This window comes from Metabacillus sp. GQ13 (assembly GCF_059758525.1).
Genome location: NZ_JCAXET010000027.1, coordinates 1 through 25,525, shown reverse-complemented (window position 1 = coordinate 25,525; position 25,525 = coordinate 1). Strand labels below are relative to the sequence as shown.

Below are 25,525 nucleotides of genomic sequence, written 5' to 3'. Positions count from 1 at the left end.
ATTCTCCATTTTAGAATAGAATAGGAACATTAAGATGCCTCTTGTTGATACAAGGCTTTTTGAAAAGACGTAAACGTTTCTTGGATCCTACTTACGTCACCAAGGACTTCCAACGCATCTGAAATCGAATGATATTTCAATTCAAGTAATCGTGGTAATTTTTCTTGATCAAGCTCTTCAAAACCAGTCTCTACGTACTTGGATAGCACAAATTTAAGAAATTCTTTTTCTTTATCATCTAAATCCTTAAAAATATTGGACTTGGCTTTTTCTACTCGATCTTCTCTTGAAATCGGCTTAATAGCATACGAAACAAATTCAAGTACATCAATCAAATCGCTATTGTCTGCATTTATTAAACTTTGCAATGCAGATAACTCATCTTTTCCATACCCTGCATCGGCGAGTTTCTCTAATAATGCTTTTCGAGTTTTAGGATTTGACCATATTTCACGTAATTCTTCTTCATTTTTAAAAAAGTCAGGAAGGGTTCCATATAAATTTTCTAAAAATTCTTCAGCCGAAATAGGCTTTCCATCCGCACTCCAAAAACTAGTAGCAACCGTATGTTGGATTTCTCGGTCTTTTCCATCTCTTAGTTTTATCTTTATTTTTTTCTTAGGTTCCCCTGGGTCTTCTGGATCACCCGGATCTCCTGGATCACCAGGGTCTCCTGGATTATCTGGACCTCTTGGGCCCCTTGGCTCTTTCTGCTCTGGTTCTACTGGATCACCATCCCATTCTGGATCATTGAAATTTAGATAAGCATCAACAAAGTCATAAATTGTAAAGAATTCCTTACCTTCATACAGTCTTGTTCCCCTACCAATAATCTGTTTAAATTCAATCATTTGTTTGACGGGCCGCATAAGCACTATATTACGAACATTACGGGCATCAACCCCAGTAGATAGCTTTTTAGAGGTTGTGAGAACTGTTGGAATTGTTTTCTCATTATCTTGAAAGTCACGTAAATAAAGCTCCCCTAGAGCTGAGTCATCCGCAGTTACACGAACACAATATAAAGGATCTTTACTGTTACTATATTGATTAATAAGGTCCCGAATAAGTGCTGCATGAGGTTGGGTAGCACAAAATACAATTGTTTTTTCCCTTTGATTAATTTCTGAAAGGAAAATTTTTACTCGTTTAGCTTCGCGTTCTTTTATTTCAATAATTCTATTGAAATCATTTTCAGTATATAGTTTTCCTTCTTCTATTTCTCCCTCAAGTACATTATCATCTGATGTATACATATAATCATCTATAGTGGTTTTAATTCTTTTCACCTTAAAAGGAGTTAGAAATCCATCATTTATGCCTTCTTTTAGAGAGTAAACATATACTGGTTCACCAAAGTATTTATACGTGTCTGCATTATGAGTTCTCTTAGGAGTTGCAGTTAATCCCAATTGAACAGCAGGATGGAAGTATTCTAAAATATCCCGCCAACTACTCTCATCATTAGCTCCGCCACGATGACACTCATCAATAATAATAAGATCAAAGTAATCGGGAGGGTAATCACCAAAATAAGGTTTATTATCCTTACCACTCATAAAAGTCTGAAAGATTGTAAAGAAAATGTTTCCGTTTGTAGGAACTCTTCCCTTTTTCCCAATTTCTTTAGGGTTTATTCGCACCAGAGCATCCTCTGGAAAAGCAGAAAAAGCATTAAACGCTTGGTCGGCTAAAATATTTCTATCAGCTAAAAACAAGATGCGTGGCCTACGTGCCCCGTCACGTTTAATATTCCAACGTGTCTGAAAAAGCTTCCATGCAATTTGAAATGCAATAAAGGTTTTTCCTGTACCAGTAGCTAGAGTAAGTAGAATTCTTGGTTCTTCTTTTGCGATGGCTGAGACTGTCTTATTAATAGCAATTTCTTGATAATATCTAGGGCTTTTTGTTCCTCCTACATCTTCAAAGGGAACACTATTGAACTTATCTCTCCATTCGTTTTGATCAGAAAAGATTCTATTCCATAACTCGATAGGAGTAGGAAAAGAAGTCACTAACCCTTCATTTCCGCTTTTCATACACATCTCATAAATCTGTTTACCATTAGTTGAATATGTATAATCTAACTTTAGCTTTAAGGCGTAATCTTTAGCTTGAGCTACTCCTTCTCCTACTTCTAGTTCATCACTCTTCGCCTCTATAACCGCTAATTTAAGTCCATTATAAACAAGGATATAATCAGCAATTACTGGCTTTGCACGACCACCGGCTTGAATTTTCCCAGCAGTAATATGAAACTCTCGTAATACTTTTGAACCTTCAACTACTCCCCAGCCACTCTCTCTTAACTTCGGGTCAATTAGTTCCGCTCTTGTTTCAGCCTCATTCATATTTAAACCTCCTTAGAGTTCACCATTAAATGCTTTCTGTGTAATTGATTTCTTCAATTTATCTAAGTTAGTCAGTTTTTGTTGATATATTTCTTCTAGTCTTTTTGTTTCTGCTGAAAGTGTTTCTAATCTATCTATAATACTCTTCTGTTCTTGAAGAGGAGGAAGATTTACCTGCAATTTTTTCGAATCGGGAACTCGCATGTGCTGAACGGTCGAACCCGAAGCCAATGATTGTATCTGCTGTTGCAAATCATTAGATCGAAATGCATATAACAGATATTTATTATCCAATATTGAACTATTTACTCTATAGGAAACCAGACGCTGGCCCAAGAATACATGGTCATCTGTTTGAATCATACCAACTTGCCCTAATGGAGCCTCACGTGTCAAAATAACATCCCCCCGCTTTGGAATCTGACGACGAGTCCAGAGTTTAAAAGTATCTTCAGTTACAAATTTCACAGAATCTATATTCACTTGACCATTTTTTACGTTTGTAGTCCTAATCATTTTGAAAGGAGTCGGTCCTTCTACTGATGGAGCAGTCTTATTAATACAATCTATAATAGATTCACATACTTCCTCAATATTAACCCTTCTCCAATCCTCACCTTGATTCGTAAAAGCACCTTCCAAATGCGCCTCGAAAAGCTCGCGAGAGTTCAGAATATTTTTTTCCGTATTATCTATTACTTTATAAATTGATCCTATAACATCACTCAAAATCGCAACAATACGCCGTTGTTCATCTAGAGGAGGAACAACAATAGGGTATGATTCTAGTGCCTTTTTATTAACTCCAGTTTGCCCAGCAGCTCTTTGCGAGAGGTTAATAATATAATCTTGTATCTTAGAATACTTAAGAAATAAATACAAATACTCCTTAAAGATTACATTCTCATCTGGAATAGCCTTCATTAGAGCTACATTATAAGCACCTTTTAAGCCTCTTAATATTTGGAATACCGGTGGCCCGTATCGCCCTATCATAATATCATTTACATCACAAAATCTTTTTGCTTTGCTTTTCGGGATATAAACAATATTATCATCTGATTTATAGTCCCTAATTTGAATAAGCCTAATATAATCTTTATGTTTAACTTTTGAAAAAAGTGCTTTAGGTGGTTGTGATCCTCCCTGAAATTCACATACTTCTCCCAGCATCTTTACTTCCCAATTTTTTTTCATACTAGACCACTAATCCCACTTAGAATTTTTGCACTTTCACTATCAAGCTCCTTTATCTCATTGAGTATTTGCAGGGGCTCACGGTACGATATTTGATTTTCTTTATTAGGATTTTTCACTTGAAGACTATAGGTTGTAGTATCTACGTCAGTCACATTCAAACTCCAAGAATTCCCAGAATCAACTTTATTTTTTTGAAATTTAATAAACTCAGCCAAGTCACTTTCGGTCAATGGGTTAGTCTTACCTAGGTTTCGGTCGAGATTTAGTTCATAAAACCATATATTTTTTGTTGCTTTTCCTTTTTCAAAAAAGAGAACAACAGTTTTCACACCAGCTCCAGTAAAAGTCCCTCTAGGTAAATCCAACACTGTATGCAGATCGCAACTTTCTAATAACATTTTACGTAAGGCTATGGATGCATTATCTGAATTAGAAAGGAAAGTATTTTTAATAACTATACCAGCTCGTCCACCTGCTTTAAGACTTTTTATAAAATGTTGTAGGAATAAGAATGCTGTTTCTCCGGTCTTTATTGAAAAGTTTTGTTGAATTTCGGTTCGTTCTTTGCCCCCGAATGGAGGATTAGCAAGTATGATGTCAAATCGGTCCTTCTCCTGAATATCGGCTATATTCTCAGTTAAAGTATTTGTATGAATAATATTAGGTGCCTCAATCCCGTGTAAAATCATATTCATAATTCCAATAATATAAGCTAGCGACTTCTTTTCCTTCCCATAAAAAGTATTTTTTTGTAAGGTTTCCATTTCTGAAGTGCTTAAATTCTTACTCTCTTTTAAATATTCAAAAGCTTCAACTAAAAACCCCGCAGATCCTGCAGCTCCATCGTAAATTTTATCCCCTATCTTTGGATCTACAACCTTGACAATAGATTTAATAAGAGGACGAGGAGTATAATATTCACCCCCATTACGACCAGCATTACCCATGTTTTTAATCTTATCTTCATATAAGTGTGACATCTCATGTTTCTCTGCCTGTGAACGAAATCTTAATTCATCTACATAATTAATAACTTCTCTAAGATTGTATCCACTTTGGATTTTATTGTTAAGTTCAGAAAATATCTCACCTATTTTATACTCAATTGTATCTGCATTTGTAGCATCTAATTTAAATTTCTGGAGATAAGGGAATAACTCATCATTTACAAAGTCTCTAAGGTCGTCACCTGTCAATGCTTTATGATGATCTAATTTACCATTCTCATCTTTAGGACTTGCCCAGACTTCCCATTTATATTTCGGAATAATGATGTCCTTGTATGGCTTCCCTGATAACTCAGCCATTGTTTTTCTGTCTTTCTCAAGATCATCTAGGTATTTAAGAAAGAGGATCCAAGAAGTTTGCTCTATGTAATCTAATTCGCTCCCACAACCCGCATCTTTCCAAAGTACATCGTCTATATTTTTAAAAGTAAGTTCAAACACTATTTTTCATCCTCCAGCCTTTTGTTCCATTTCTATTAAAAATTATTTAACTATCTTAATAGCTCGTCCATTTCCACTAAGTAATTATACAACACTTGTAAGTAGTTCCTCAACTCAACATGAGACGGAATGTGAGAATTTATTGACACGGAACGTGAGACTGAATATAATCATATTTAGAAGGAGGTTACTTTTATGGAAGAAAAAACATATCTAACAACTGCGGAGCTTATTGAAGAGCTAAAGCTTTCCAGAGCAACAATTTATAGGATGGTTCGTGAGGGAATGCCTTATATTCAATTTGGAAGAGACAAACAATTCAAAATAGACGAGGTGAAGGCGTGGGTAGAAACTCGGCAGCGTGGGATAGGTAATTTAAAACCAGGGACAGTAATGGATAATGATACTTTAGCAATGACTTTCAAATGTTCAACACAAGGAGGAATGAGAAGGTCCAATACCACTCACACTCTTGTGGTGGTTTCAGACCACTCTAATCTAAAAAATGTTTACGAAGATAAATGGGTAAATGATATTCTGTATTACACAGGCATGGGCTTAACTGGAGATCAGGTTTTAGAAGGGAATCAGAACAAGACACTCCATGATTCAAACGAAAATGGGATTAAAGTTTATTTATTTGAAGTGTATACGCCTGGAGAATATACATTTATTGGACAAGTCGCCTTAGCGGAAGAACCATTTCAATCCGATGAGGAAGATCAGGAGGGGAACTTAAGAAAGGTATGGAAGTTCCCGCTAAAAATAGTTGGAGCATCCTATACAGTCCCTGAAGAGGTATTAGCAAAAACATATAATAATAAGGAAAAGCAGGCAAATAAACTTGACCGTGATGAATTAAAAAGGCGTGCTAAATTAGCGTCTAATAGCACTAGAGATCTTAAAAAACGAGCAGAAAAAGCTAATACCGAAAAACAAAATAGCATCCGAACAATAACAGCGACCGCATTTGACCGCAATCCTTATATATCTGAGTATGTAAAGAGGTTAGCTAATGGGATATGCCAGTTATGCGAAAAAGAAGCTCCTTTTAAAGATAAGAACGGTAAGCCATTTCTTGAAACCCATCACGTAGACTGGTTAGCTAATGGTGGGGCAGATACTATTGAAAATTGTGTTGCTCTTTGTCCTAACTGCCACAGAAAAATGCACTATCTTAACCTTAAGGAAGATGTGATTAAATTAATTGAAATCGGCAAACAAAATGCAAACTCTTAAAAGCCCTCCTTAGAGAAGGGCCTTTTTTCTTTTTGGTATTTTTCCACTTCACGGTCACTTTGTCTATTGTTACGTGAAAAATATTTACCTCTTCTTAGTCCAATTTTAAAAATATTTAAATCTTGTAATAATAATTGGCTGGCAAATTTTTTATTTAAATTCATCAACCACTCCAACTCATCAATTGTTAGAAATACAGTTGCCTTTTCAATTTTCACTTTAATATATTTCATGTTTATTCTCCACCTTATGTTCCTCAATAAGCCTGTTTTTACATTCCATATATACTATGGCCTCTTGTTTAAATGGATCTTCCCACTGCTCCCAATTATTCACTGAAAGCCCGGCCTTGCATTGTAATCTAAAAAGCATTCTAATACAATTTCTGTATTCTTCACTATTTCTTACTAACCAGCTATATACATATTTCAATTCTTCCTCTACTATATTGGTAGCTGCAGAAGGAAGTGCTCTCTCTGATTTAATAATCCTTTGGCGTATCCTCATTTGTTTTCAATCCCTAGATGTTTTTCTATATCTCTCATCCGCTCCTCTAATTCACCTGCCTCCATTGCCTTAATTATACTGTTAGATAAAGTAGCAATTACCCTAGCTCTATCAATGCTAGCTGTCTCAAGTTGCATAAGCTCATTAATTACCCTAGATAGCAGGCGCCTAACATCTTGTGGTCGTTTTAATCGAATATTACCTTTAGGCATACTCATTTTTTCTCACACCCTATAAATGTTGTTATAAGAGTAAATTAGGCTATATTTTATTAAACAAAATATGAATGTTTTGAAGTAGTTTTAGTCTTCCTTTCTATTTGTTTTAAATACTTATTAACCTTTGCTAAAACATAACCAAACGTGACACCACTACTTATTATTTTAGTACTACTTTTATCTGACTTATAAGGTGTATATGTTTCCCTCCAGGCCTCCCATCTCCCACCAATGCATTCAATAAACACAAAGCTAAATTTATTAATTGTAACTGTATAAACCTCTCCTGGAATACCTATTGTTAGCCCATTCTGTTTAGCTTGCACATCCCTACGTAAAATTTCTAATATTTCTGGCTTAAACTCTCTAATGTTATCTTTAAGAGCATCCGGTAAATACTCTCCTTGACTAATAAAAATCTTGTCCGCATCTGTACTTAAATCAAAGCCCGCGAGCTCTACTAATTTGATAATTGATAGGGCATCCATTATATTATTAAGTCCTTACCATGCTTTACTTTCTTTGAATCTTTTCCTACATTACCTACATTGACCTTAATAGCTTTTTTATCATGGTTAGGTAACGTTCCCCTGTCATTGCTACTTTTTTCTACTAATCCTACATTTTCTTCCGTGTTCAACTTATTTTTGTAGGAGCTGTAGTCTATTGTTTGTTGGGGCTCGCTACTTTCAATTTCGTTTTCCCGCTGCGTTTCTACATCATTGTAGGTCGTGTAGCCATATTTACTAGGATATAAGAAATATGGATTTACCTCGTAAACAACCTTTCTTCCAATGTATTTCTTATAAACAAATCCCCGATCTTCTAATTCATTAAATAAAGCTTTCAATCGATCAGCTTTGAATCGTTTACTCGTTAATACTTGAATATCTCTATACGCTACTTCCATTTTGTTTTGGCGCTTAATTACTTCAAGTAAATACTTTGGATCTTTAGCGTCTTCATCACATCCCATGCATCCATAAGCCGCTTTAGCATGTTCTATAAAATAGCTCGTAAGCTGTCTAGCTTTGGTAAACGTAATTTCGTTTATTTTATTTGGTATACATCCATTGACAAAGGATTGCGCATTTTCGGCTATATGTAGGAGTCCAGTAATACGAATAATCTGTCCCGCTAACTTGCTGCCCCACTCTTTCATTTCAGCCAATGTGCCGCCTTCAAGGAACATTTTTTCTATCTCTCCCCTTAAAGCTATCTCCTCTTTTTTAGCATTGTCACTTAGCATTAGCGGTATGTTTTCCTTATCCTTTATCTCCATCAATTTCTTGATTGTCTCAATATATTGATTCTTCACTTCTGGCTCAATAGGCTTCGGTGTAATTTTCCGGTAGCCTACTAAGGATTGCGGAAAAGAATATAAAATCCTGGGCATTAATCCTCTTTCCTGGAATATTCTTGGGACATCTCGTACTACATCAGGTTGGATAAAGAGTCCGATAGTTAGAGCAGGTTCGTTCAATACCTTTGCAGCTCTCCCTATTCGATCAACAGCACAATAGTCACCACTGAACCCTTTTAAAAATATTTCAATGTTCGCTTTACCGTCTGAGGCATAGCGACCTGCCATGATACTGAAAGTTCCGCCCCCTTCTGCTGATAGAAGAGCCATTTTTTCTTTGTTCTCTGCCATTAAGTCGGCAAGTTTTTCAGGTGTCACATCCTCACATATATAACGCGGCAAGCATATTATCTCTTCTTGTTCGATTTCATTACTCAACGCCATAATTTCGTCCAGAGTCGTTGCATCTCCACTTCTTGAATAATCCTTTTCAAGTTGTTCCACTCGCTTTTGCTTGGCTTTCATCCTTACTTTCTGCTGGGATACCTCCATTGCTAAATGTTCCCTTTCCTCTTTTTCGAAAGTAGTGATAGGTTCCACTAAAGCTTTAAAGACGGAACTTTTCCTATTCCCGGGAGGAAGTGCTAGGATAGAATATGTGTTTAAAGATTCCTTCCATTCTGCTGTTAATAGAACATGAAATTTCTTAGCAAGTGAAGTCGATAATATAGAAATAGCAGCTATCGCTGGAGCATCTATGGGGGTTTGGGTAGATTCCGCGACACCTTCTACATACTTTCTTAACCAGTCGGGAAACACATCTACAGGAAATGGAGGAAGAGAATGTTCCTCATAAAGAATGGGGGCACACCATTCAACACTTTTCACCCCCTTGCGCTCCAGTTTATTTGCCTCTTTGGCTTTCTCGTACCCTGCCAATAAATCTGGATTAATTCCCAATTACACCACCTCCTTTCAACCGTTTTAACTCTCTTCTTAATATGCTGTTAAAGATGGACTCTATCGCTTCAATAGATTCAGGTGGATTATTTCTCTGATTCCAAATAAGCATTAATTCATATGCCACTGGGGCTGCAATACCGTGTCGAAGTAAATAGCCTGCAAGGGATGCAGCGTTAACGTTTCTCTCACCTTCCCCTACCCCTTTCAGAATCTTCACCCAATGAGAATCAGATCTCTTTTTCAAGTCCCCCTCTCCAGGTTCCACTAACATCTGAAGTAACCAAGGCGGTATAGATCTTAAAGGTACTTCAAGCGGGCGACTTGATAATTCCCATTCATATTTTTTCCTACTCATATGAATAGACGGAGGAACAACTATATAGCCACCATCTCCTCTAATATCGATTCCCGGTAATATGTTGGTCCGATTTTTAATGTAACAAGTAGACTTGAATAGTATATGGCGGCCACCTCCTCCTGTAATTGCTTCTATTGTCTCAGGTAAGAAATTATTTTCTTCTATTAATTTTGTTATTGACTCTTCTCCACCATGACGTGGATCAATATCTAGTGCTATAAAACCACTCATCTCACCTGTTGCTACTCCAATATTAGCCTCAGGCCATTTCTCCCACCATTCAAATATCAATTTTAGGTTGACTGTTGCTACCTTTAATCCTCTACTAACTCTAGGATGCTTTCCAACGCTTGTACATTTTGGATTTTGACAAGAACAACCTTTATCCAATGGTGTATGAATTGGGAATACAGCCCACTTAAGTTTGCTAGCATAAGCTATAGCAGCTCTTCCATTTTGTGATAATGTGGAAATATTCACTTCATTGAAATCTCCTTTCTGTTTATGAGAATATTTGTTATCGATAACGCTGTTTCGAACTTTTTCTTTTAGTTATTTTTTTTATGTTCAATCCACCGCAAAAAATCTTTTTTATCTACGCGTTTTGATAAACCAATTTGAAAATTACGTATCCCTCCCACCTCTTCACTCATCTGTAAAAGTTCATATACACGACGTCGAGAAATACCCAAATAACCAGCAATATGTTGCGCTGTTAAAATATCGGGGAGATTATGCTCAACCATTTCTCACCCTCCTTTGAGCTAAAATTTTTTCTTATTAGAATTTAACTATTCTCTTGCGCAGACTTTAGCTTTGCAATTACTTCTAAAATCTCTTTCTTTTTCTCTGAAGATAGTTTACTTCGTAAAAGGCGGTAGAAGGAGTTCTCATGTATGCCCAACTTCTCAGCAACCACCCAGTTAGGAATAGACCCTTTGGCTCTTCTGATATCTTCATTTCTTTGATAATAATTCATCATTTTGCCTCCTTAGTTGTTATAGGTTAGAGTTGGTGTTATAATCTTTACATTACATTTTGTTACGATATAACAATATATATACTTAAGTTATCGTAACAAGAAGTAACTATTTCATGGAGGTAAATTATATGGATTACTTTTATCCACTAACAGAAACAAACACAATGATAGACGTAGATCATGTTGAGTTAGTTGATGTTCAGAACTTAGAAAAGGAAAAAATTGAAATTGGGGGTTTTTCTGAAGAATACTTAATTGAAAGTATCAGTAGTTGGCGAATAGCAATAAAAATACTTGCAGGGCATGAACTATCAATAGCTCTAAAGTTAGACGTATCAAAACCAGATCCTCATCAAATTATTTTTAATAATGAAGGGCTGATGAATGAATTCGCTGGCTTAAAAACAATTAAAGACATTGAATCCTTTTCAAAAAAATATGGTCTATTAGGGATAAAGCATCCCGACAAGAATCATTTAGAGAGCCCCTACCCAGCAGCTCAATACACTATACAGGTGTCTTATATCTTTAATGATTATGGATTTAGTGTTTTTGAACCAATTGAGCTATGGTTTTGGCATATTAATGATGTGCAAAGAATTTTAAAATTATATGATGTGATCAGAAATGAAAGTCCTGAGGAGCGAATTAAAGAGATAATTAGGATTGGAAATCGCAATAAAAACAACCCATACACATCTCATTTTGAAGAATTCGAGTTCAATGATGATTGGTATGTTTACTGGTCTACAGGAGAAAAAATTCTTTATTTGCCAGAAACAATGGAAAAACAGTCATTATTGGAAATCGGGCAATATACATTATCTAAAGTCTTAGAATCACGTCTAAAAGGAGGAATACAAATAGGTGTTAGCGATATAGTTCGTAACCCTTTGACTAAGAGTTTTAAAGTTGTAGAGAACAGGTATACTGACTACTTGTTAGCCGCAATTTATTACGATTTATGGCAAACCATTAATGATGACAGAAATATCTATAGATGTGCGAATAGGAGCTGCGGATTGCCTTTCGTAAAATCAAGACGCAAAAAATATTGTTCCGATGCATGTAAGCAAGAAGCTTATAGAAATCGAAAAAAAAGATGAAGAAGGAAATGATAAAAAACAATGACTTATTATTATAAACCTCGTTGTAAGTGCAACGGTAAAAAATGTAGTTGTGGTGCTAGTTGGGCTTTCATCGAAGATATAGGGAAAGATCCTAAAACAGGAAAAAGAAAACAAAAAAAGAAGGGTGGGTTTCGCACCAAAAAAGAAGCCGAGGCTGCAGCTGCCATTCTTAAAAATGAAATTAACCAAGGAATATATGTAGAAGAAACTAACTTAACATTCGAAGATTTTGCTTACGAATGGCTTTCCATATATGAAGCAAAAGGAGACGTAAAAGAGAGTACAATTCGTATTCGTAAACACGAAATAAAACGCCTTCTAGATTATTTTGCTAAATTAAAATTAAAATGTATAACACGACGTCAATACCAAGAAGCTTTAAATGACTTAAAGAAAAGAGGCTATGCACAAAATACAATAGAAGGTGCTAATAGAACCGGTAGGATGATTTTCAAAAAAGCAGTTGAACTAGGATTATTAAAGACAGACCCATCTGAATTCACCTATGTTCCTAAAAACCAGAAAACAGTTGAAGAAATAGAAGAAAAAAGGGACCTCCCTAAGTATCTAGAGAAAGAAGAGCTTAAACACTTCCTAAACGTAGCAAAAAAAATGGGACTAGATCAGGACTATACTATCTTCTTATTACTAGCTTATACTGGAATACGGACGGGGGAGCTATGTGCTTTAAAATGGAGGGATATTAATATAAAAGAACAAAATATAAGTATTTCTAAAACATATTACAACCCAACTAATAACAGAAAAAAGTATAAGCTACTAACACCTAAAACTAACACTTCAGTACGTATTATTGATATAGATGAAACCGTGATCAATGAGTTATTAAAACATAAAGCCTTTCAAAACAAAGCGATCATGAGATATAGAGACGTTTACCATAATGAAGACTTTGTATTTGCTGGTGTCGATGACGAATTACCTGGTTACCCCTATTACATTAAAAAAATAGAAAATCGTATGAGAAGGTTATTAAAGCTTGCTGGTTTAAACACTGAACTTACTCCACACTCATTACGCCATACTCATACGTCTCTATTAGCTGAAGCTAGAGTAAGTCTACCTCAGATTATGGAGCGTTTAGGACATAAGGACGAAGACACTACGAAGAATGTTTATTTACATGTAACAAAAGAAATGAAAAAAGAGGCTTCCCAAAAGTTCAAAGAACTAATGGAAAACCTCTAATTCAGATCCTTATTCGAGAAAATGTTACCCTTTCGTTACCCATAGGTAATTTCCAGGGTATCTAAGGAGTTAAAATCCCCATTATTAAAGGGATTCCGGGGACATGATTACATCATGCCGCCCATTCCGCCCATACCACCCATGCCGCCCATATCAGGCATACCGCCACCGCCGCCTTCTTCAGGCTTGTCAGCGATAACTGCTTCAGTAGTTAGGAACATAGCCGCTACAGATGCTGCATTTTGAAGTGCAGAACGTGTAACTTTAGTTGGGTCTACGATACCTTCTTCAATCATGTTTACCCATTTGCCGTTTGCAGCATTGAAGCCGACGCCGATTGCTTCATTTTTCAAGCGTTCAACGATAACAGATCCTTCAAGACCAGCGTTGTGTGCAATTTGACGAACTGGCTCTTCTAATGCACGTAGAATGATGTTGATACCTGTTTGAGTATCGCCTTCTTCTTCAAGTGCTGCTACTTTGTTATATACGTTTACTAGAGCAGTACCACCACCAGAAACGATTCCTTCTTCTACTGCTGCACGAGTAGAGTTTAGAGCATCCTCGATACGTAGTTTACGCTCTTTTAATTCTGTTTCAGTTGCAGCTCCAACTTTAATAACAGCTACACCGCCAGCTAATTTAGCAAGACGTTCTTGTAATTTTTCCTTGTCAAATTCAGAAGTTGTTTCTTCTACTTGAGCACGGATTTGGTTTACACGACCTGCAATTTGGCTAGCATCTCCAGCACCTTCAACGATTGTTGTATTTTCTTTTGTTACAACAATTTTAGAAGCGCGGCCTAATTGATCAATATTTGCAGATTTAAGATCTAATCCTAATTCTTCAGTGATTACTTCTCCACCAGTTAGGATCGCAATGTCTTCAAGCATTGCTTTACGACGGTCTCCAAAGCCTGGTGCTTTAACAGCTACTGCATTGAATGTTCCGCGAAGTTTGTTCACTACTAGTGTAGCTAATGCTTCACCTTCAACGTCTTCTGCAATTAATAATAGAGGTTTACCTTGTTGAACAACTTGCTCTAATACTGGTAAGATCTCTTGGATGTTTGTGATCTTTTTATCTGTGATTAAAACATATGGATTTTCAAGAACTGCTTCCATTTTGTCTGAATCAGTTACCATGTATGGTGATGCATATCCACGGTCAAATTGCATACCTTCTACAACTTCTAGTTCAGTAGAGAAGCCTTTAGATTCTTCAATTGTGATAACGCCATCGTTTCCAACGCGTTCCATAGCTTCAGCAATTAACTGACCTACTTCTTTATCATCAGCAGAGATCGCTGCAACTTGTGCGATAGACTCTTTGCCTTCGATTGGTTTTGAAATCGCTTGTAGTTCTTTTAATGCAACATTAACAGCTTTTTCGATCCCTTTACGTACGACCATTGGGTTTGCACCAGCTGTTACGTTCTTTAGGCCTTCACGAATCATTGCTTGAGCTAAAACTGTTGCAGTTGTTGTACCGTCACCAGCAACATCGTTTGTTTTGCTTGCTACTTCAGCAACAAGCTTAGCACCCATATTTTCGAATGCATCTTCTAATTCAATTTCCTTTGCAATTGTCACACCATCATTTGTGATTAAAGGAGAACCGAATTTCTTTTCTAAAACCACATTACGTCCTTTAGGTCCTAATGTTACTTTTACTGCATCTGCTAAAGCGTCAACACCACGTAGCATTGATCGACGAGCTTCTTCGCTAAATTTAATATCTTTTGCCATTTTTACAAAACCTCCTCAAAGTTTTTAACAGTGTTCTATGATATGTGTGCTGTATCGATTATCCAATAACAGCTAAAATGTCGTTTTCACGTAAAATTAAGTATTCAGTACCTTCATATTTCACTTCAGTACCAGCATATTTTGAGAAGATGATACGATCGCCTTCAGCTACTTCAAGTGCTACTTTTTCTCCACTTTCTAAGATACGACCAGTACCAACAGCTACTACTTTACCTTCTTGTGGTTTTTCCTTCGCACTATCAGGAAGAACAATCCCACTAGCAGTTTTTTCTTCTGATTCAACTAATTCGATAATAACGCGATCACCTAATGGTTTAATCAAGTGAAACAACCTCCTCAAATTCTTTAAATTGATTTATTTTCCTTTTTATTAGCACTCGGTGTATACGAGTGCTAACACTCTTATTATATTATATAAGATCTCTTCCAATTTCAAGTCTGAAGTTGAATTTTTTTGAAACTTATCTTCTAGATTATCTCTAAAGCTCCGATTAAATAAACATTAGCTGTCTATTTCTTAATCTTTATCATACATATGATGGGAGGTAGATATGATACAATAGGGTTTGTTAAATTTAATTTCCATTTTCACAAGATAGAAGGTAACTGAAGGAGGCTAGTATGAAAAAGCATTATTGGTTTATTTTATTAACTTATTTGCTAATGCAACTATCAAGTCCGGTTGGGAACATCATCTTAACTTACTTTGATATTGGAAACACCCCAATTGATAGATTTGCTTATTGGACCATTTTTAGCTTTGCTCTTGCGTTTATCATTATTCTCCTTTTATTAAGAAAAGAACGTCGAGATGAAAGAGAAATGGGTGGTGAACCATCTTCCATTGGCGTTTCAGTAGGTTGGGCAATAGGTGGGTTCTTTTTAGCTATATTTGCACAAGGTTTAGCAGCAAATATTGAAATTTATTTATTTGATGTTGAAGCAGGTTCAGAAAATACGCAAATGATTGTCGAAATTATTGAGGCGTCACCATTCGTTATCCTTGTTACCTCAATTATTGGACCAATTCTAGAAGAGATTATTTTTCGGAAGATCATATTTGGTGCTATCTATAAAAAAACAAACTTTCTTATTGCGGGTTTGATAAGTTCCTTGCTATTTTCTATCGTACATGGCGAACCAGAGCACCTATTATTATATGCTGCAATGGGATTTACCTTTGCCTTTCTCTATGTGAAAACAAAGCGAATCATCGTTCCTATTTTTGCTCATGTCGCTATGAATACAATGGTTATTCTCGTTCAAAGCGTTTATAGAGACGATATTGAAAGAATGATGGAATTACTTGAAAAAACCCAGCAAGTGCAAGTTATTTTTGGAGGCTTATAAACATGAAGATGAACCCTATTTCCATGGGTATTTTTTACTTAGTAATGGGGGTCCTTTTTACATACTTAGCTATTAATAGTGCTAAAGAAGATGCATTTTCATTCCCAACGATTTTATTAATGCTGATTGCAACCTTTGATATAGGTGTAGGAATCAGAATGTTTATCTTCGCAAGTAAACTCAAAAAAAAGGATCAAAAAAAATGAGACTGTTCACCAGTCTCATTTTTTTGCATTTTCTTCCTCAAAACGTACCTTCTGTGACTTTCTATAGGCCACTCTTGATACCCAGATACTTATTTCATATAAAATAAACAATGGTAGCGAGACCATTAAATGTGAAGTGACTTCTGGTGGTGTAATAAATGCTGCAATGACTAGCAACACGAAGTAAGCATATTTTCTTACCTTACTTAAAAACATTGGCGTGACAATACCCAGCCTAGTTAGAAACATGATAACTACTGGTAATTGAAACAAAAGACCGAACGGAACAGTTAGTTGAAGTAGAAATGTAAAGTATTGATTAATTCCTATCACTTGGTTGATCTCGAGGTCGTTTGAGATTCTTTCCATAAAGTCTACGACAAACGGAAATAATAGAAAATAGGCAAAAGAGACGCCTAGTAGAAATAAGCCAATGGAAATTGGAATATAACTTAATGTCACCTTTCTTTCTTTTTCATATAGACCAGGACTAACAAAGGACCATAGTTGATACAAAATGATCGGTGACGTAATAATGAATGCAATTATGAATGCAAATTGCATGTATACCATTAAAGGATCAGTTAGATTAAACGCATTGAGCGTTAAATTCTTGGCTTCATCAGTATGCTGTAAGTAAACGATAATCGGCCTTGAAAGCAAAAAGCCTCCAATAACAGCTATGAAAAAGAAAACGACAATAAGAATAAGTCGTTTTCTTAGCTCTGTAATATGTTCAATGACCGACATTTCTTCAAATTTCATATCGGGTTCATCCTATCTTACTTGACTTCTTCCTTCTTCTCTACCTTTTTCACATCATCATCGTCATCATCTGCTAAACCTTTTGTTGCATGCTTAAATTCACGTAATGTATTACCTGCTGCTTTTCCTAGCTCAGGCAATTTTTTAGGTCCAAATATTAGTAATGCTACAAAAACGATTAATAAAAGGCTACCGATTCCCACGTTTGGCATCAAGATCCACCTCCTTTTTAAGATGATTTATCTTCGTTTGGATAATGTTTTAAAAAATAAACTAATGACTGAAGCTCAACAGCCAAATCAATATGATGAATTCTAATATCATCTGGAACATTTAATCTTGCTGGAGTAAAATTAAGGATTCCTTTAATACCCTTTACAATTAGTCTATCTGTAATAGACTGAGCAACAGTAGCAGGTACGGTAAGAATCGCAACCGTTACATCCTCAGGTAGATTTTCCTCGAGCGTATCTAGATTTAGAACTGGCACTCCACCAATTTCTGTCCCTATTTTCTCTTGATCGACATCATAAGCTAGGGAAATAACCGTATTATTATTCTTTGTGAAATTATAATGTAAAAAGGCTGTCCCCAGATTTCCCACCCCGATCAAGCAAACTCTAGTGGTTTCATCTTGATCTAATGTTTTCCTAAAGAAGGATAACAAATAATTCACATTATAACCATACCCCTTTTTTCCTAGGGCGCCAAAATATGAAAAATCTCTACGAATAGTGGCCGAATCTACCTTTACGGCATCACTTAGCTCAGCAGAAGAAACTCGTTGCTTGCCAGATGAATGTAAATTCTTTAAAAATCGATAGTACAACGGCAACCGCTTAGCAGTAGCCTGTGGTATTTTAGATTGTTCGATATTCACTTCTTATACCTCACATTCTTACAAAACTGGCAACGATGTATACTGACGCCACCTTTTAAAATGAAAGAAAAAATTAGTTTATCTGCTGCATTCATCACAAGGAAATATTTAGGGAACGCGTCTTGTAAGTAACAGATAACTTATTAACTACGATCATATGTCTTTTCTCAAAAAATTTCCACTTTTGCCACCAGTTTTCTCTACTAAATAGGTTGGACCTATGATCATTCCTTTATCCACTGCTTTACACATATCATAAACGGTGAGCGCTGAAATGCTAGCAGCAGTTAACGCTTCCATCTCAACACCTGTACTACCCTTCGTTTTGACAGTTGCTGCAATCTTTAGGATGTACGTACTATTGTTAAGATCCCACTCGAATGTAATATCTACACCCTTAATTGGAATTGGATGGCACATAGGGATAACATTCGATGTTTGCTTTGCAGCCATAATTCCAGCTACTTGCGCAACTGAAAGCACATCACCTTTTCCAATTTGATGATTCTTTATTTTATGATAAACTTCTTCGGTTAATTGAATACTAGTTCTAGCTGTTGCTGTTCTAACTGTAACTTCTTTAGCAGAAATGTCTACCATTTTTGCTCTGCCTTGTTCATTAAAGTGGGTAAATTCAGTCATATATACAAATCTCCCTTATACCTAGACTATACACTATTTTTTAAAATCTGTCTGTTTAGTTATTGTGACAATTATATGGCTATAGCTTATTACTATGAAGTCCCCAACTACACAAACTTAGACTTCAAAAGGGCAGGTTTTGAAATCATTGCTAGTAATATTCCCCTCCACATGTATCTTTGTTGCCGATAAGTCTCTATTAAGCTACACTTAGATCATTAGTAGGGGTGAATACAATGATCTTATTACAGATAAATCAGCTCAGTAAATATTTTGGTGCAGATCCTATCTTAGCGAATATTAAGCTAGAAGTACAAACAAGAGACAAGATTGCCATTGTCGGACGCAACGGAGCAGGTAAGTCTACTCTTTTAAAAATAATTGCTGGTTCAATATCCTTCGATTCTGGTGACATTATTAAACCAAAGGATGTCTCCATTGGTTATTTAGCCCAAGATACAGGACTTGAATCTAACTTAACAATATGGGAAGAAATGAACTTAGTTTTTAAAGAGCTTCAATTAATGGAACAAGAGATGAGACATCTTGAGCAAAGGATGTCCACAGTAGATCCTGTTTCAGAAGCTCAAAAATTTGAACAACTATTAAAAGAATACGATGGCTTACAAGTAAAATTCAAAGAAAACGGTGGCTATCAATACGAAGCAGAAATTCGATCTGTTCTCCATGGCTTAAATTTTAGCAAATTTGATCCTAATACAAAAATATCCTCATTAAGCGGTGGGCAAAAAACCCGATTAGCTTTAGGGAAGCTCTTATTAACTAGTCCTGATCTATTGATATTAGATGAACCAACGAACCATTTAGATATCGAAACATTAACCTGGCTTGAACAATACCTTCAAAACTATCCTGGTGCGATCTTAATTGTCTCACATGACCGCTATTTTTTAGATAAAATTGTATCACAGGTTTATGAAATTAGCCGTCATACTAGTACAAAATTCATCGGCAATTACAGTAGTTATCTAAAGCATAAAGCAGAAAACTATGTAAAAGAATTAAAAACCTATGAAAGACAACAGGATGAAGTAGCAAAATTAAAAGATTTCGTTCAGAAAAACTTAGCACGTGCATCAACAACAAAGCTTGCTCAAAGCAGAAGGAAAAAACTAGAAAAGATGGATTTAGTCGATAGACCACTAGGCTCTGAAAAGTCAGCAAACTTTCAATTTGATATTGCTAGACAAAGTGGTAATGATGTACTAAAGGCATCAGACATTTCTGTTTCATATGATTCTGCTAATCCTGTGATATCAAATATCTCATTTTCGATATCACGTGGCGAAAGTATTGCTCTCGTTGGTCCGAATGGTATCGGCAAATCGACTTTATTAAAATCAATTGTTCAGAAACTTGATTCTTTATCAGGATCCTTTAACCTAGGCTCCCATGTTCAAATTGGTTACTATGACCAGCAGCAAGCAGACCTTACATCTAATAAACGTGTTTTAGATGAACTCTGGGATGATTATCCACAAAAGACTGAAAGAGAAATTCGAACCGTTTTAGGAAATTTCTTATTTTCTGGTGACGATGTCTTAAAACCAGTATCCTCTTTAAGTGGTGGAGAAAAGGCGCGACTGGCATTATCTAAATTAATGCTCCAAAATGCTAACTTTCTGATCCTAGACGAACCAACCAACCATCTAGATTTAGATAGTAAGGAAATTTTAGAAAATGCACTAATTGATTATCCTGGAACAATCCTTTTCGTGTCTCACGATAGATATTTTATTAATAGAATTGCAACTAAGATTTTTGAACTTTCTAGTCAGAACCTTAAGGAATATCTCGGAGATTATGACTATTTTATCTTAAAAAAAGAGGAACAATTAGAGTTAGAACGCTTAGAAGTAAGTGTGGATAATATAAACACTTCTAAGACTGAAGCCATCAACCATGAAGGAAAAAAAACATACCAACAAGAAAAGGAAATAAAGAAATTAGAACGACAAAAACAAAGAAGGATAGAGGAAATTGAGACTGAAATAAGTCATTTGGAGGATCAACTCGAAAAGAATGAAGCCCAGCTCTGTGATCCTGTTATCTATCAAAACCATGAAGAAGTACAACGGATCAATACCGAAAACGAAACGATACAAACAAAGCTCGAAAGTTTAATGAACGAATGGGAACAGTTACACGAACAGTGATTTTATCACTGTTTTTTTCTTTTTATTAACCAATCGGTTGATAGCAGATCACTAGTTCCAACCAATGAAAACAATAACCTTCCATATTTCGACATCATTATATGGATCATTAAATCAGCCAATTCTTAATCTTTTATCCACAGTGAAAAACCTTTATTTTCAACATATCAACAGACTTATGCACATTATCCACATTTTTTGTTAAATTAACCATAGTTATACACAGGCTATTTTATCTTGCTATGACAGGATTCTCATCTTTTTTACACAGTTCAACAAAAGTCGTGTATATTATGTGGATAACTTTGTTTATAACTATTTCTTGAAAGTGTATGACTAAAATACATCCTATTCTCTGCAATTTTTTGAGACATTCAGCTAATATGTGAAAAAAGCTTTTTTGCGAAAAAAAACCTTCGAATAATCGAAGGCATAAATCAGTTATGCTGTATTTTAAAACAATTATTAATTATAACTCTAATCCAGGATTAGCATTTAATGCTAAATCACTTCTAATGCCTTTTCCATACAAAACACTACCGGCAGCTGCAATCATTGCCGCATTATCTGTACAAAGTGCCAAAGGAGGGATATGCAGCTGAAATCCTTCCCTAGAAGAAAATTCTTTTTCTAAAGCTGTTCGTAATCCTTTATTAGCAGCTACACCGCCTGCTAGTAATAGTTGTTTCACATTATATTTTTCCACAGCACGTACAGTTTTTGTAACTAGTACATCAATAACGCTAGCTTGAAAACTTGCAGCCACATCTTTCGGGTCTAGCTCAATCCCCTTTTGTTTAGCATTATGAAGGGTATTAATGACCGCAGATTTCAGACCACTAAAGCTAAAATCAAAGGAACCCTCACTAAGCCAAGCTCTTGGTAAATCAATTGTCGGTGCACCTGCTTGTGCTAACCGATCGATATGAGGACCACCTGGATATGGAAGACCTAATGTTCTAGCTACTTTGTCATATGCTTCTCCTGCTGCATCATCTAATGTTTCTCCAATTACCTCGAAGCTCGCGTGTTCTTTCATATAGACGAGTTCTGTATGACCACCTGATACAACTAGAGCTAATAATGGAAATTCAAACTCACTAATTAATCGATTAGCATATATATGTCCAGCAATATGATGAACACCTATAATGGGCAACCCTTGAGAAAAGGCTAATGCCTTTGCAGCATTAATTCCTGTCAAAAGTGCTCCAACAAGTCCTGGCCCTTCCGTCACAGCAATTGCGGATAGATCTTCAAAGGAGAGATTTGCTTGGGTCATTGCTTCCTCAAACACAATCGTTAGTTGCTCAACATGATGCCTCGAAGCAATCTCTGGCACAACACCCCCAAAGCGCTTATGGCTCTCAATTTGTGATGCCACAATATTCGAGACAATCTCTGTACCATTTTTAATGATGGCTGCTGCTGTTTCATCACAGCTTGTTTCAATACCTAATATATACTGATCTTTTTGACTCATAAATTCACCCACATTATTAAAGCATCTTCTTGATTATCTGTATAATATCTTTTTCTAATTCCACCTGGTGCAAACCCAACCTTTTTATATAATGATTGTGCGATATGATTAGTTACTCGAACTTCTAATGAAAGTCGTTTTGCACTCATCTCTTTACTTAACTGTATTGAAAATTTCAGGAGTGATTCTCCAATTTTCATCCCCCGAAAATCGGGGTGAACCGCAATATTTGTAATCTGTGCATCATCGATAATCACCCATAAACCGCAATAACCAACAAGTCTGTCCTCAAACTCCACGACTAGATACTTTGCAAATAAATTTTGTTCAAGCTCGTAGTATAAGGATTCCTTCGTCCACGGAGTAGTAAATGATAGTAATTCGATTTGATAAACCTCTTCTACATCCTTCTTTTCCATGCTTCTTATCATAAGTCTATTATCCAAATAGTCCACCATCTTACTTTTGCTGTTCCAGCCACTTAGCTTCTGCTTCAGCCAGTCGAATATAATTTGGTACAAGTGTATGTACATCTTCTGCTTCTCTAGTCAATCCTATTAATCCTAACTCACTTGGTCTAGGGTTATTCACGGCAACTTGTCCTATTTCTCCCATATCAGCTAAAATGTTTTTGATTGATTCTTGATGAATGGCCAGATCATTTCCAAGAAATAATATTCGTTCATTTCTCGTTTTAAGGATACTTAGCCAATCAACGAATAACAGGTTCTGATCCTCTTTTATCGTTACTAGACTATCTTGATTATACTGATATAACCCTGTATATACTTGACCTCTTCTAGCGTCAAACAATGGTGAGATAAGGCCATTAAAAAAGCGGCCATTTGCTGCTAATACCTCAAGACTTGATACAGCTACTATCGGAATTTGCAGAGACCAAGCCAACGTTTTTGCAATTGAAACACCAATTCGTACACCTGTATAAGAGCCAGGTCCAGTAGCTACAATTATTTTATCAAGCTGCTTTGGAGTTAAATCACAATCACTTAACAATTGCTCGATAGCAGGCATAGCTCGAACAGAATGGTTTTTTTTCAAATTTGTAATAAACTCACCAATAACTTTCTCTTCACTAACAAGTGCTATTCCTAGCACATTGTTAGACGTATCAATCGCTAATCCTATCATGATTGCTTAACTCCTTACATATATCAACATAATATGAACCAAACGGTATGAATGAAATTTTCCTTGCTGATTCACTAACATAGCTGATTTCAATTGCTAATCTCTCACTTGGTAATTGCTCTTTTATTAGATGCGCCCATTCAACCACGGTAATCCCATCACCTTGAAAATACTCATCAAATCCTAAGTCTTCTTCAGAATCAGCTACGCGATACACATCCATATGGTATAGAGGTAGCCTACCACCATTGTACTCTTTAATAATCGTAAAGGTCGGGCTATTCACATTACGTCTAATTCCTAATCCAGCAGCTAGACCCTTTGTAAATGTTGTTTTTCCTGCTCCTAAATCACCCTCAAGGGTAACAACATCACCCTTACCTAAAATTTCAGATAATCTCCTCGCCAAATTCAATGTTTCATCCGTGCTATTCGTAATAAATTCATACACTATCTTCACCTTACTTATCATTTAAAGTGGTTATATCCTGACTTTTCGAGAACCATTGTTTTTTGTTCTTTGCTAGTCAATCGTACTCCATTATGTTCCCGAGTCACAATACCAATTCTTGTTACTTTCATATTTTCCTTTTCAAATGCCTGACTTAATTCTTGCCAAGATTCAAGTGATGTCGTTCCAACTAACTCGAAATCTTCACCACCGTATAGCATCCATCTATTTGTATCATACTTTTTTCTCAACTTGCTAAGTGATTCACTAATGGGCAGTTCCTCGTTAATAATCGTTATCCCTATTTGACTAGCTTCAGCAATCTCATGGAGCTCACTAGCTAAACCATCGCTAATATCATTTAAAGAAGCCCTATTAACCTTAGCAATAAGTCGACCTGCTTTGATTCGTGGAATTGGTCTCTTATGTCGCCCTACTAAATATTCACGGTCTAAATTAGTATCAACCGTTACTTGATTTAACAAAAGGGCTAACCCCGCTGACGAATCACCTAAGAACCCTGTCACAAAAACAATATCTCCATCTTTAGCTTCACTTCTTAGCAAGTGTACATGCCGTTCTACTTCTCCAATAACAGTAACAGTTATAGTAAGTTTATCAGAAGTAGAGACTGTATCCCCACCGATTAAATCGATTTTATGTGTTTCAGCTAATTCAGCCATGCCTTTAAAAACACCTAATAGATCTTGCTCTTCCCAGGAAGAAGGAATTGCTATTGATACAAGATAATAGAGAGGAACGGCACCCATTGCAGCAATATCACTAATATTCACAGCCAAAGCCTTATAGCCGACTTCCTCTGGATTAGATAAATGCTTTAAAAAATGTACACCCTCCACCATAGTATCAACACATACTACCTGACTTTTATTCATCGAAGGATCATAAACAGCTGCATCATCACCAATGCCAACCTTTATGTTTCTTTGAAAAGTATGACTAGGCTTTAATTTTGTTATAAAATCAAATTCATCCATAACATTCTCCACAATTTTATTTTAATAAGAAAAGCATAAGAGTCTTGAACAGACCCGACAAGCATAAGACGCTGATGAAATGAAGGGGTCCTTTCCTTCAATTCATCAGTGGCTTATGACTCGAGGGGCTAGGCTCTGGAGCTAGACAATAGAAAAGCATAAGAGCCTTGAACAGACCCGACAAGCATAAGACTCTGATGAAATGAAGGGGTTCTTTCCTTCAATTCATCAGTGGCTTATGACTCGAGGGGCTAGGCTCTGGAGCTAGACAATAGAAAAGCATAAGAGCCTTGAACAGACCTGACAAGCATAAGCCGCTGTTGAAATAAGGGGGTGGGCTCTGGACATCTTGTAAAAACAAAGCATATAAATAAATTCTAATACTATGAAAAAACCTTAGGATTGTCTCCTAAGGAATAATCTTTTCTATCTAGTTTAGCGTATAGTTCTAGTTTATCCAAGTTTTACTCATTCTATCGTATCACATATCGTTAAAGGTGAGCAGATAGAATTTTTAGGTTATGTAATCTTTTACCTTTTTCGCAATGATGCAACATAGCTTATTATTACCGGATAATGCCTATCTTCATACGTTTCCCGTCTATATATACATAATCTTTGTTTCTTGTAGTTAAAGTATTCGATAAAATCCAAAAGTCGATTTTCGAACAATATTTTCAGATAAGAGCCTTATTAAAAAAGTGCATAAAAAAAACGAAACATCTATGCTTCGTAATGAATTAAATA

General features: G+C 35.9%; 28 protein-coding genes. 6 read left to right on the top strand and 22 right to left on the bottom strand.

Annotated features, from left to right (window positions below):
• Positions 1–29 precede the first annotated feature (29 nt).
• The 3 genes from hsdR to AC6CHR_RS23465 are packed head-to-tail and all read right to left on the bottom strand — an operon-like array spanning position 30 to position 4,999.
• Entirely contained in the window at positions 30–2,351 is a 2,322-nt protein-coding gene (hsdR, locus tag AC6CHR_RS23475) for an EcoAI/FtnUII family type I restriction enzme subunit R (RefSeq protein ID WP_498251557.1), read from the bottom strand.
• A gap of 12 nt (positions 2,352–2,363) precedes the next feature.
• Positions 2,364–3,548: a restriction endonuclease subunit S gene (locus tag AC6CHR_RS23470; RefSeq protein ID WP_498251556.1), complete on the bottom strand. Its 1,185-nt coding sequence runs from the start codon at positions 3,546–3,548 to the stop codon at positions 2,364–2,366.
• Positions 3,545–4,999: a class I SAM-dependent DNA methyltransferase gene (locus AC6CHR_RS23465; protein WP_498251555.1), complete on the bottom strand. Its 1,455-nt coding sequence runs from the start codon at positions 4,997–4,999 to the stop codon at positions 3,545–3,547. The genes AC6CHR_RS23470 and AC6CHR_RS23465 overlap by 4 nt, the downstream gene beginning before the upstream one ends.
• 195 nt (positions 5,000–5,194) lie before the next feature.
• Here AC6CHR_RS23465 and AC6CHR_RS23460 point away from each other — a divergent pair, with 195 nt between their 5' ends.
• The gene (locus AC6CHR_RS23460) at positions 5,195–6,238 is read left to right on the top strand and encodes an SRA domain-containing endonuclease (protein ID WP_498251554.1); all 1,044 of its coding nucleotides are present in this window, start codon (positions 5,195–5,197) and stop codon (positions 6,236–6,238) included.
• Here AC6CHR_RS23460 and AC6CHR_RS23455 read toward each other — a convergent pair.
• The 8 genes from AC6CHR_RS23455 to AC6CHR_RS23420 all read right to left on the bottom strand — a co-directional run bounded on the left by AC6CHR_RS23455 (position 6,235) and on the right by AC6CHR_RS23420 (position 10,566).
• Positions 6,235–6,471 carry a hypothetical protein gene (locus tag AC6CHR_RS23455; protein WP_498251553.1) on the bottom strand — a complete coding sequence of 79 codons (237 nt, stop codon included), beginning with the start codon at positions 6,469–6,471 and terminating at the stop codon, positions 6,235–6,237. The two genes, AC6CHR_RS23460 and AC6CHR_RS23455, sit on opposite strands and share 4 nt — an antisense overlap.
• On the bottom strand, positions 6,458–6,745 hold the full coding sequence (locus tag AC6CHR_RS23450) for a hypothetical protein (protein ID WP_498251552.1): 288 nt from the start codon (positions 6,743–6,745) through the stop codon (positions 6,458–6,460). Before AC6CHR_RS23450 ends, AC6CHR_RS23455 begins: the two co-directional genes overlap by 14 nt.
• Positions 6,742–6,963: a hypothetical protein gene (locus tag AC6CHR_RS23445; protein ID WP_498251551.1), complete on the bottom strand. Its 222-nt coding sequence runs from the start codon at positions 6,961–6,963 to the stop codon at positions 6,742–6,744. The genes AC6CHR_RS23450 and AC6CHR_RS23445 overlap by 4 nt, the downstream gene beginning before the upstream one ends.
• 53 nt (positions 6,964–7,016) lie before the next feature.
• A complete protein-coding gene (locus tag AC6CHR_RS23440) occupies positions 7,017–7,451 on the bottom strand; it encodes a hypothetical protein (RefSeq protein WP_498251550.1) in 435 nt (144 codons plus the stop codon).
• Positions 7,451–9,226 (bottom strand): YfjI family protein, encoded by a 1,776-nt coding sequence (locus tag AC6CHR_RS23435; RefSeq protein WP_498251549.1) that lies wholly within the window; start codon positions 9,224–9,226, stop codon positions 7,451–7,453. The genes AC6CHR_RS23440 and AC6CHR_RS23435 overlap by 1 nt, the downstream gene beginning before the upstream one ends.
• Complete coding sequence (locus AC6CHR_RS23430) at positions 9,216–10,067, bottom strand: bifunctional DNA primase/polymerase (protein WP_498251548.1); 852 nt, start codon at positions 10,065–10,067, stop codon at positions 9,216–9,218. Before AC6CHR_RS23430 ends, AC6CHR_RS23435 begins: the two co-directional genes overlap by 11 nt.
• Before the next feature lie 68 nt (positions 10,068–10,135).
• Positions 10,136–10,333, bottom strand: a complete 198-nt coding sequence (locus AC6CHR_RS23425) for a helix-turn-helix domain-containing protein (protein ID WP_498251547.1) — start codon at positions 10,331–10,333, stop codon at positions 10,136–10,138.
• A 41-nt stretch (positions 10,334–10,374) separates the two neighbouring features.
• Positions 10,375–10,566, bottom strand: a complete 192-nt coding sequence (locus AC6CHR_RS23420) for a hypothetical protein (RefSeq protein WP_498251546.1) — start codon at positions 10,564–10,566, stop codon at positions 10,375–10,377.
• A 131-nt stretch (positions 10,567–10,697) separates the two neighbouring features.
• Here AC6CHR_RS23420 and AC6CHR_RS23415 point away from each other — a divergent pair, with 131 nt between their 5' ends.
• Both AC6CHR_RS23415 and AC6CHR_RS23410 read left to right on the top strand, forming a co-directional pair.
• Positions 10,698–11,675, top strand: coding sequence for a hypothetical protein (locus AC6CHR_RS23415; RefSeq protein WP_498251545.1), 978 nt, complete (start codon positions 10,698–10,700; stop codon positions 11,673–11,675).
• A 21-nt stretch (positions 11,676–11,696) separates the two neighbouring features.
• Positions 11,697–12,908, top strand: coding sequence for a tyrosine-type recombinase/integrase (locus tag AC6CHR_RS23410; protein WP_498251544.1), 1,212 nt, complete (start codon positions 11,697–11,699; stop codon positions 12,906–12,908).
• 107 nt (positions 12,909–13,015) lie between these two features.
• Here AC6CHR_RS23410 and groL read toward each other — a convergent pair whose 3' ends face one another.
• Both groL and groES read right to left on the bottom strand, forming a co-directional pair.
• Positions 13,016–14,656, bottom strand: coding sequence for a chaperonin GroEL (gene groL / locus AC6CHR_RS23405; RefSeq protein WP_498251542.1), 1,641 nt, complete (start codon positions 14,654–14,656; stop codon positions 13,016–13,018).
• 58 nt (positions 14,657–14,714) lie between these two features.
• Positions 14,715–14,999, bottom strand: coding sequence for a co-chaperone GroES (groES, locus tag AC6CHR_RS23400; RefSeq protein ID WP_498251541.1), 285 nt, complete (start codon positions 14,997–14,999; stop codon positions 14,715–14,717).
• 299 nt (positions 15,000–15,298) lie between these two features.
• Between groES and AC6CHR_RS23395 the strand changes: the two genes are divergently transcribed.
• Both AC6CHR_RS23395 and AC6CHR_RS23390 read left to right on the top strand, forming a co-directional pair.
• Entirely contained in the window at positions 15,299–16,027 is a 729-nt protein-coding gene (locus tag AC6CHR_RS23395; RefSeq protein ID WP_498251540.1) for a CPBP family intramembrane glutamic endopeptidase, read from the top strand.
• 2 nt (positions 16,028–16,029) lie between these two features.
• On the top strand, positions 16,030–16,233 hold the full coding sequence (locus AC6CHR_RS23390) for a YdiK family protein (RefSeq protein ID WP_498251539.1): 204 nt from the start codon (positions 16,030–16,032) through the stop codon (positions 16,231–16,233).
• 15 nt (positions 16,234–16,248) lie between these two features.
• Here AC6CHR_RS23390 and tatC read toward each other — a convergent pair whose 3' ends face one another.
• The 4 genes from tatC to moaC form a co-directional block, all read right to left on the bottom strand.
• Complete coding sequence (gene tatC, locus AC6CHR_RS23385; protein ID WP_498251538.1) at positions 16,249–16,998, bottom strand: twin-arginine translocase subunit TatC; 750 nt, start codon at positions 16,996–16,998, stop codon at positions 16,249–16,251.
• Between the two features lie 17 nt (positions 16,999–17,015).
• Positions 17,016–17,210, bottom strand: a complete 195-nt coding sequence (locus AC6CHR_RS23380; protein WP_498251536.1) for a twin-arginine translocase TatA/TatE family subunit — start codon at positions 17,208–17,210, stop codon at positions 17,016–17,018.
• 17 nt (positions 17,211–17,227) lie between these two features.
• Positions 17,228–17,878 (bottom strand): redox-sensing transcriptional repressor Rex, encoded by a 651-nt coding sequence (locus tag AC6CHR_RS23375; protein WP_498251535.1) that lies wholly within the window; start codon positions 17,876–17,878, stop codon positions 17,228–17,230.
• A 153-nt stretch (positions 17,879–18,031) separates the two neighbouring features.
• Positions 18,032–18,520: a cyclic pyranopterin monophosphate synthase MoaC gene (gene moaC, locus AC6CHR_RS23370; RefSeq protein WP_498251534.1), complete on the bottom strand. Its 489-nt coding sequence runs from the start codon at positions 18,518–18,520 to the stop codon at positions 18,032–18,034.
• 236 nt (positions 18,521–18,756) lie between these two features.
• On the opposite strand from moaC, the gene AC6CHR_RS23365 reads away from it, so the two are divergent.
• Positions 18,757–20,697 (top strand): ABC-F family ATP-binding cassette domain-containing protein, encoded by a 1,941-nt coding sequence (locus tag AC6CHR_RS23365; protein ID WP_498251533.1) that lies wholly within the window; start codon positions 18,757–18,759, stop codon positions 20,695–20,697.
• A gap of 469 nt (positions 20,698–21,166) precedes the next feature.
• Here the strand turns inward: AC6CHR_RS23365 and tsaD are convergent, their stop codons facing one another.
• The 5 genes from tsaD to thiL are packed head-to-tail and all read right to left on the bottom strand — an operon-like array spanning position 21,167 to position 24,778.
• Positions 21,167–22,180 carry a tRNA (adenosine(37)-N6)-threonylcarbamoyltransferase complex transferase subunit TsaD gene (gene tsaD, locus AC6CHR_RS23360; protein ID WP_498251532.1) on the bottom strand — a complete coding sequence of 338 codons (1,014 nt, stop codon included), beginning with the start codon at positions 22,178–22,180 and terminating at the stop codon, positions 21,167–21,169.
• Positions 22,177–22,626 carry a ribosomal protein S18-alanine N-acetyltransferase gene (gene rimI, locus AC6CHR_RS23355; RefSeq protein ID WP_498251531.1) on the bottom strand — a complete coding sequence of 150 codons (450 nt, stop codon included), beginning with the start codon at positions 22,624–22,626 and terminating at the stop codon, positions 22,177–22,179. Before rimI ends, tsaD begins: the two co-directional genes overlap by 4 nt.
• Before the next feature lie 13 nt (positions 22,627–22,639).
• Positions 22,640–23,329, bottom strand: coding sequence for a tRNA (adenosine(37)-N6)-threonylcarbamoyltransferase complex dimerization subunit type 1 TsaB (tsaB, locus tag AC6CHR_RS23350; protein WP_498251530.1), 690 nt, complete (start codon positions 23,327–23,329; stop codon positions 22,640–22,642).
• Entirely contained in the window at positions 23,310–23,801 is a 492-nt protein-coding gene (tsaE, locus tag AC6CHR_RS23345) for a tRNA (adenosine(37)-N6)-threonylcarbamoyltransferase complex ATPase subunit type 1 TsaE (RefSeq protein ID WP_498251528.1), read from the bottom strand. The genes tsaB and tsaE overlap by 20 nt, the downstream gene beginning before the upstream one ends.
• A complete protein-coding gene (thiL, locus tag AC6CHR_RS23340) occupies positions 23,798–24,778 on the bottom strand; it encodes a thiamine-phosphate kinase (RefSeq protein WP_498251526.1) in 981 nt (326 codons plus the stop codon). The genes tsaE and thiL overlap by 4 nt, the downstream gene beginning before the upstream one ends.
• Positions 24,779–25,525 lie beyond the last annotated feature (747 nt).

What these genes read in the sequence shown, in the direction of transcription:
- hsdR (WP_498251557.1), bottom strand. Translation starts at nt 2,351, where the DNA reads ATGAATGAGGCTGAAACAAGAGCGGAACTAATTGACCCGAAGTTAAGA.
- AC6CHR_RS23470 (WP_498251556.1), bottom strand. Translation starts at nt 3,548, where the DNA reads ATGAAAAAAAATTGGGAAGTAAAGATGCTGGGAGAAGTATGTGAATTT.
- AC6CHR_RS23460 (WP_498251554.1), top strand. Translation starts at nt 5,195, where the DNA reads ATGGAAGAAAAAACATATCTAACAACTGCGGAGCTTATTGAAGAGCTA.
- AC6CHR_RS23455 (WP_498251553.1), bottom strand. Translation starts at nt 6,471, where the DNA reads ATGAAATATATTAAAGTGAAAATTGAAAAGGCAACTGTATTTCTAACA.
- AC6CHR_RS23450 (WP_498251552.1), bottom strand. Translation starts at nt 6,745, where the DNA reads ATGAGGATACGCCAAAGGATTATTAAATCAGAGAGAGCACTTCCTTCT.
- AC6CHR_RS23445 (WP_498251551.1), bottom strand. Translation starts at nt 6,963, where the DNA reads ATGAGTATGCCTAAAGGTAATATTCGATTAAAACGACCACAAGATGTT.
- AC6CHR_RS23440 (WP_498251550.1), bottom strand. Translation starts at nt 7,451, where the DNA reads ATGGATGCCCTATCAATTATCAAATTAGTAGAGCTCGCGGGCTTTGAT.
- AC6CHR_RS23425 (WP_498251547.1), bottom strand. Translation starts at nt 10,333, where the DNA reads ATGGTTGAGCATAATCTCCCCGATATTTTAACAGCGCAACATATTGCT.
- AC6CHR_RS23420 (WP_498251546.1), bottom strand. Translation starts at nt 10,566, where the DNA reads ATGAATTATTATCAAAGAAATGAAGATATCAGAAGAGCCAAAGGGTCT.
- AC6CHR_RS23415 (WP_498251545.1), top strand. Translation starts at nt 10,698, where the DNA reads ATGGATTACTTTTATCCACTAACAGAAACAAACACAATGATAGACGTA.
- AC6CHR_RS23410 (WP_498251544.1), top strand. Translation starts at nt 11,697, where the DNA reads ATGACTTATTATTATAAACCTCGTTGTAAGTGCAACGGTAAAAAATGT.
- groL (WP_498251542.1), bottom strand. Translation starts at nt 14,656, where the DNA reads ATGGCAAAAGATATTAAATTTAGCGAAGAAGCTCGTCGATCAATGCTA.
- AC6CHR_RS23395 (WP_498251540.1), top strand. Translation starts at nt 15,299, where the DNA reads ATGAAAAAGCATTATTGGTTTATTTTATTAACTTATTTGCTAATGCAA.
- AC6CHR_RS23390 (WP_498251539.1), top strand. Translation starts at nt 16,030, where the DNA reads ATGAAGATGAACCCTATTTCCATGGGTATTTTTTACTTAGTAATGGGG.
- tatC (WP_498251538.1), bottom strand. Translation starts at nt 16,998, where the DNA reads ATGAAATTTGAAGAAATGTCGGTCATTGAACATATTACAGAGCTAAGA.
- AC6CHR_RS23380 (WP_498251536.1), bottom strand. Translation starts at nt 17,210, where the DNA reads ATGCCAAACGTGGGAATCGGTAGCCTTTTATTAATCGTTTTTGTAGCA.
- moaC (WP_498251534.1), bottom strand. Translation starts at nt 18,520, where the DNA reads ATGACTGAATTTACCCACTTTAATGAACAAGGCAGAGCAAAAATGGTA.
- AC6CHR_RS23365 (WP_498251533.1), top strand. Translation starts at nt 18,757, where the DNA reads ATGATCTTATTACAGATAAATCAGCTCAGTAAATATTTTGGTGCAGAT.
- tsaD (WP_498251532.1), bottom strand. Translation starts at nt 22,180, where the DNA reads ATGAGTCAAAAAGATCAGTATATATTAGGTATTGAAACAAGCTGTGAT.
- tsaB (WP_498251530.1), bottom strand. Translation starts at nt 23,329, where the DNA reads ATGATAGGATTAGCGATTGATACGTCTAACAATGTGCTAGGAATAGCA.
- tsaE (WP_498251528.1), bottom strand. Translation starts at nt 23,801, where the DNA reads ATGATAAGTAAGGTGAAGATAGTGTATGAATTTATTACGAATAGCACG.
- thiL (WP_498251526.1), bottom strand. Translation starts at nt 24,778, where the DNA reads ATGGATGAATTTGATTTTATAACAAAATTAAAGCCTAGTCATACTTTT.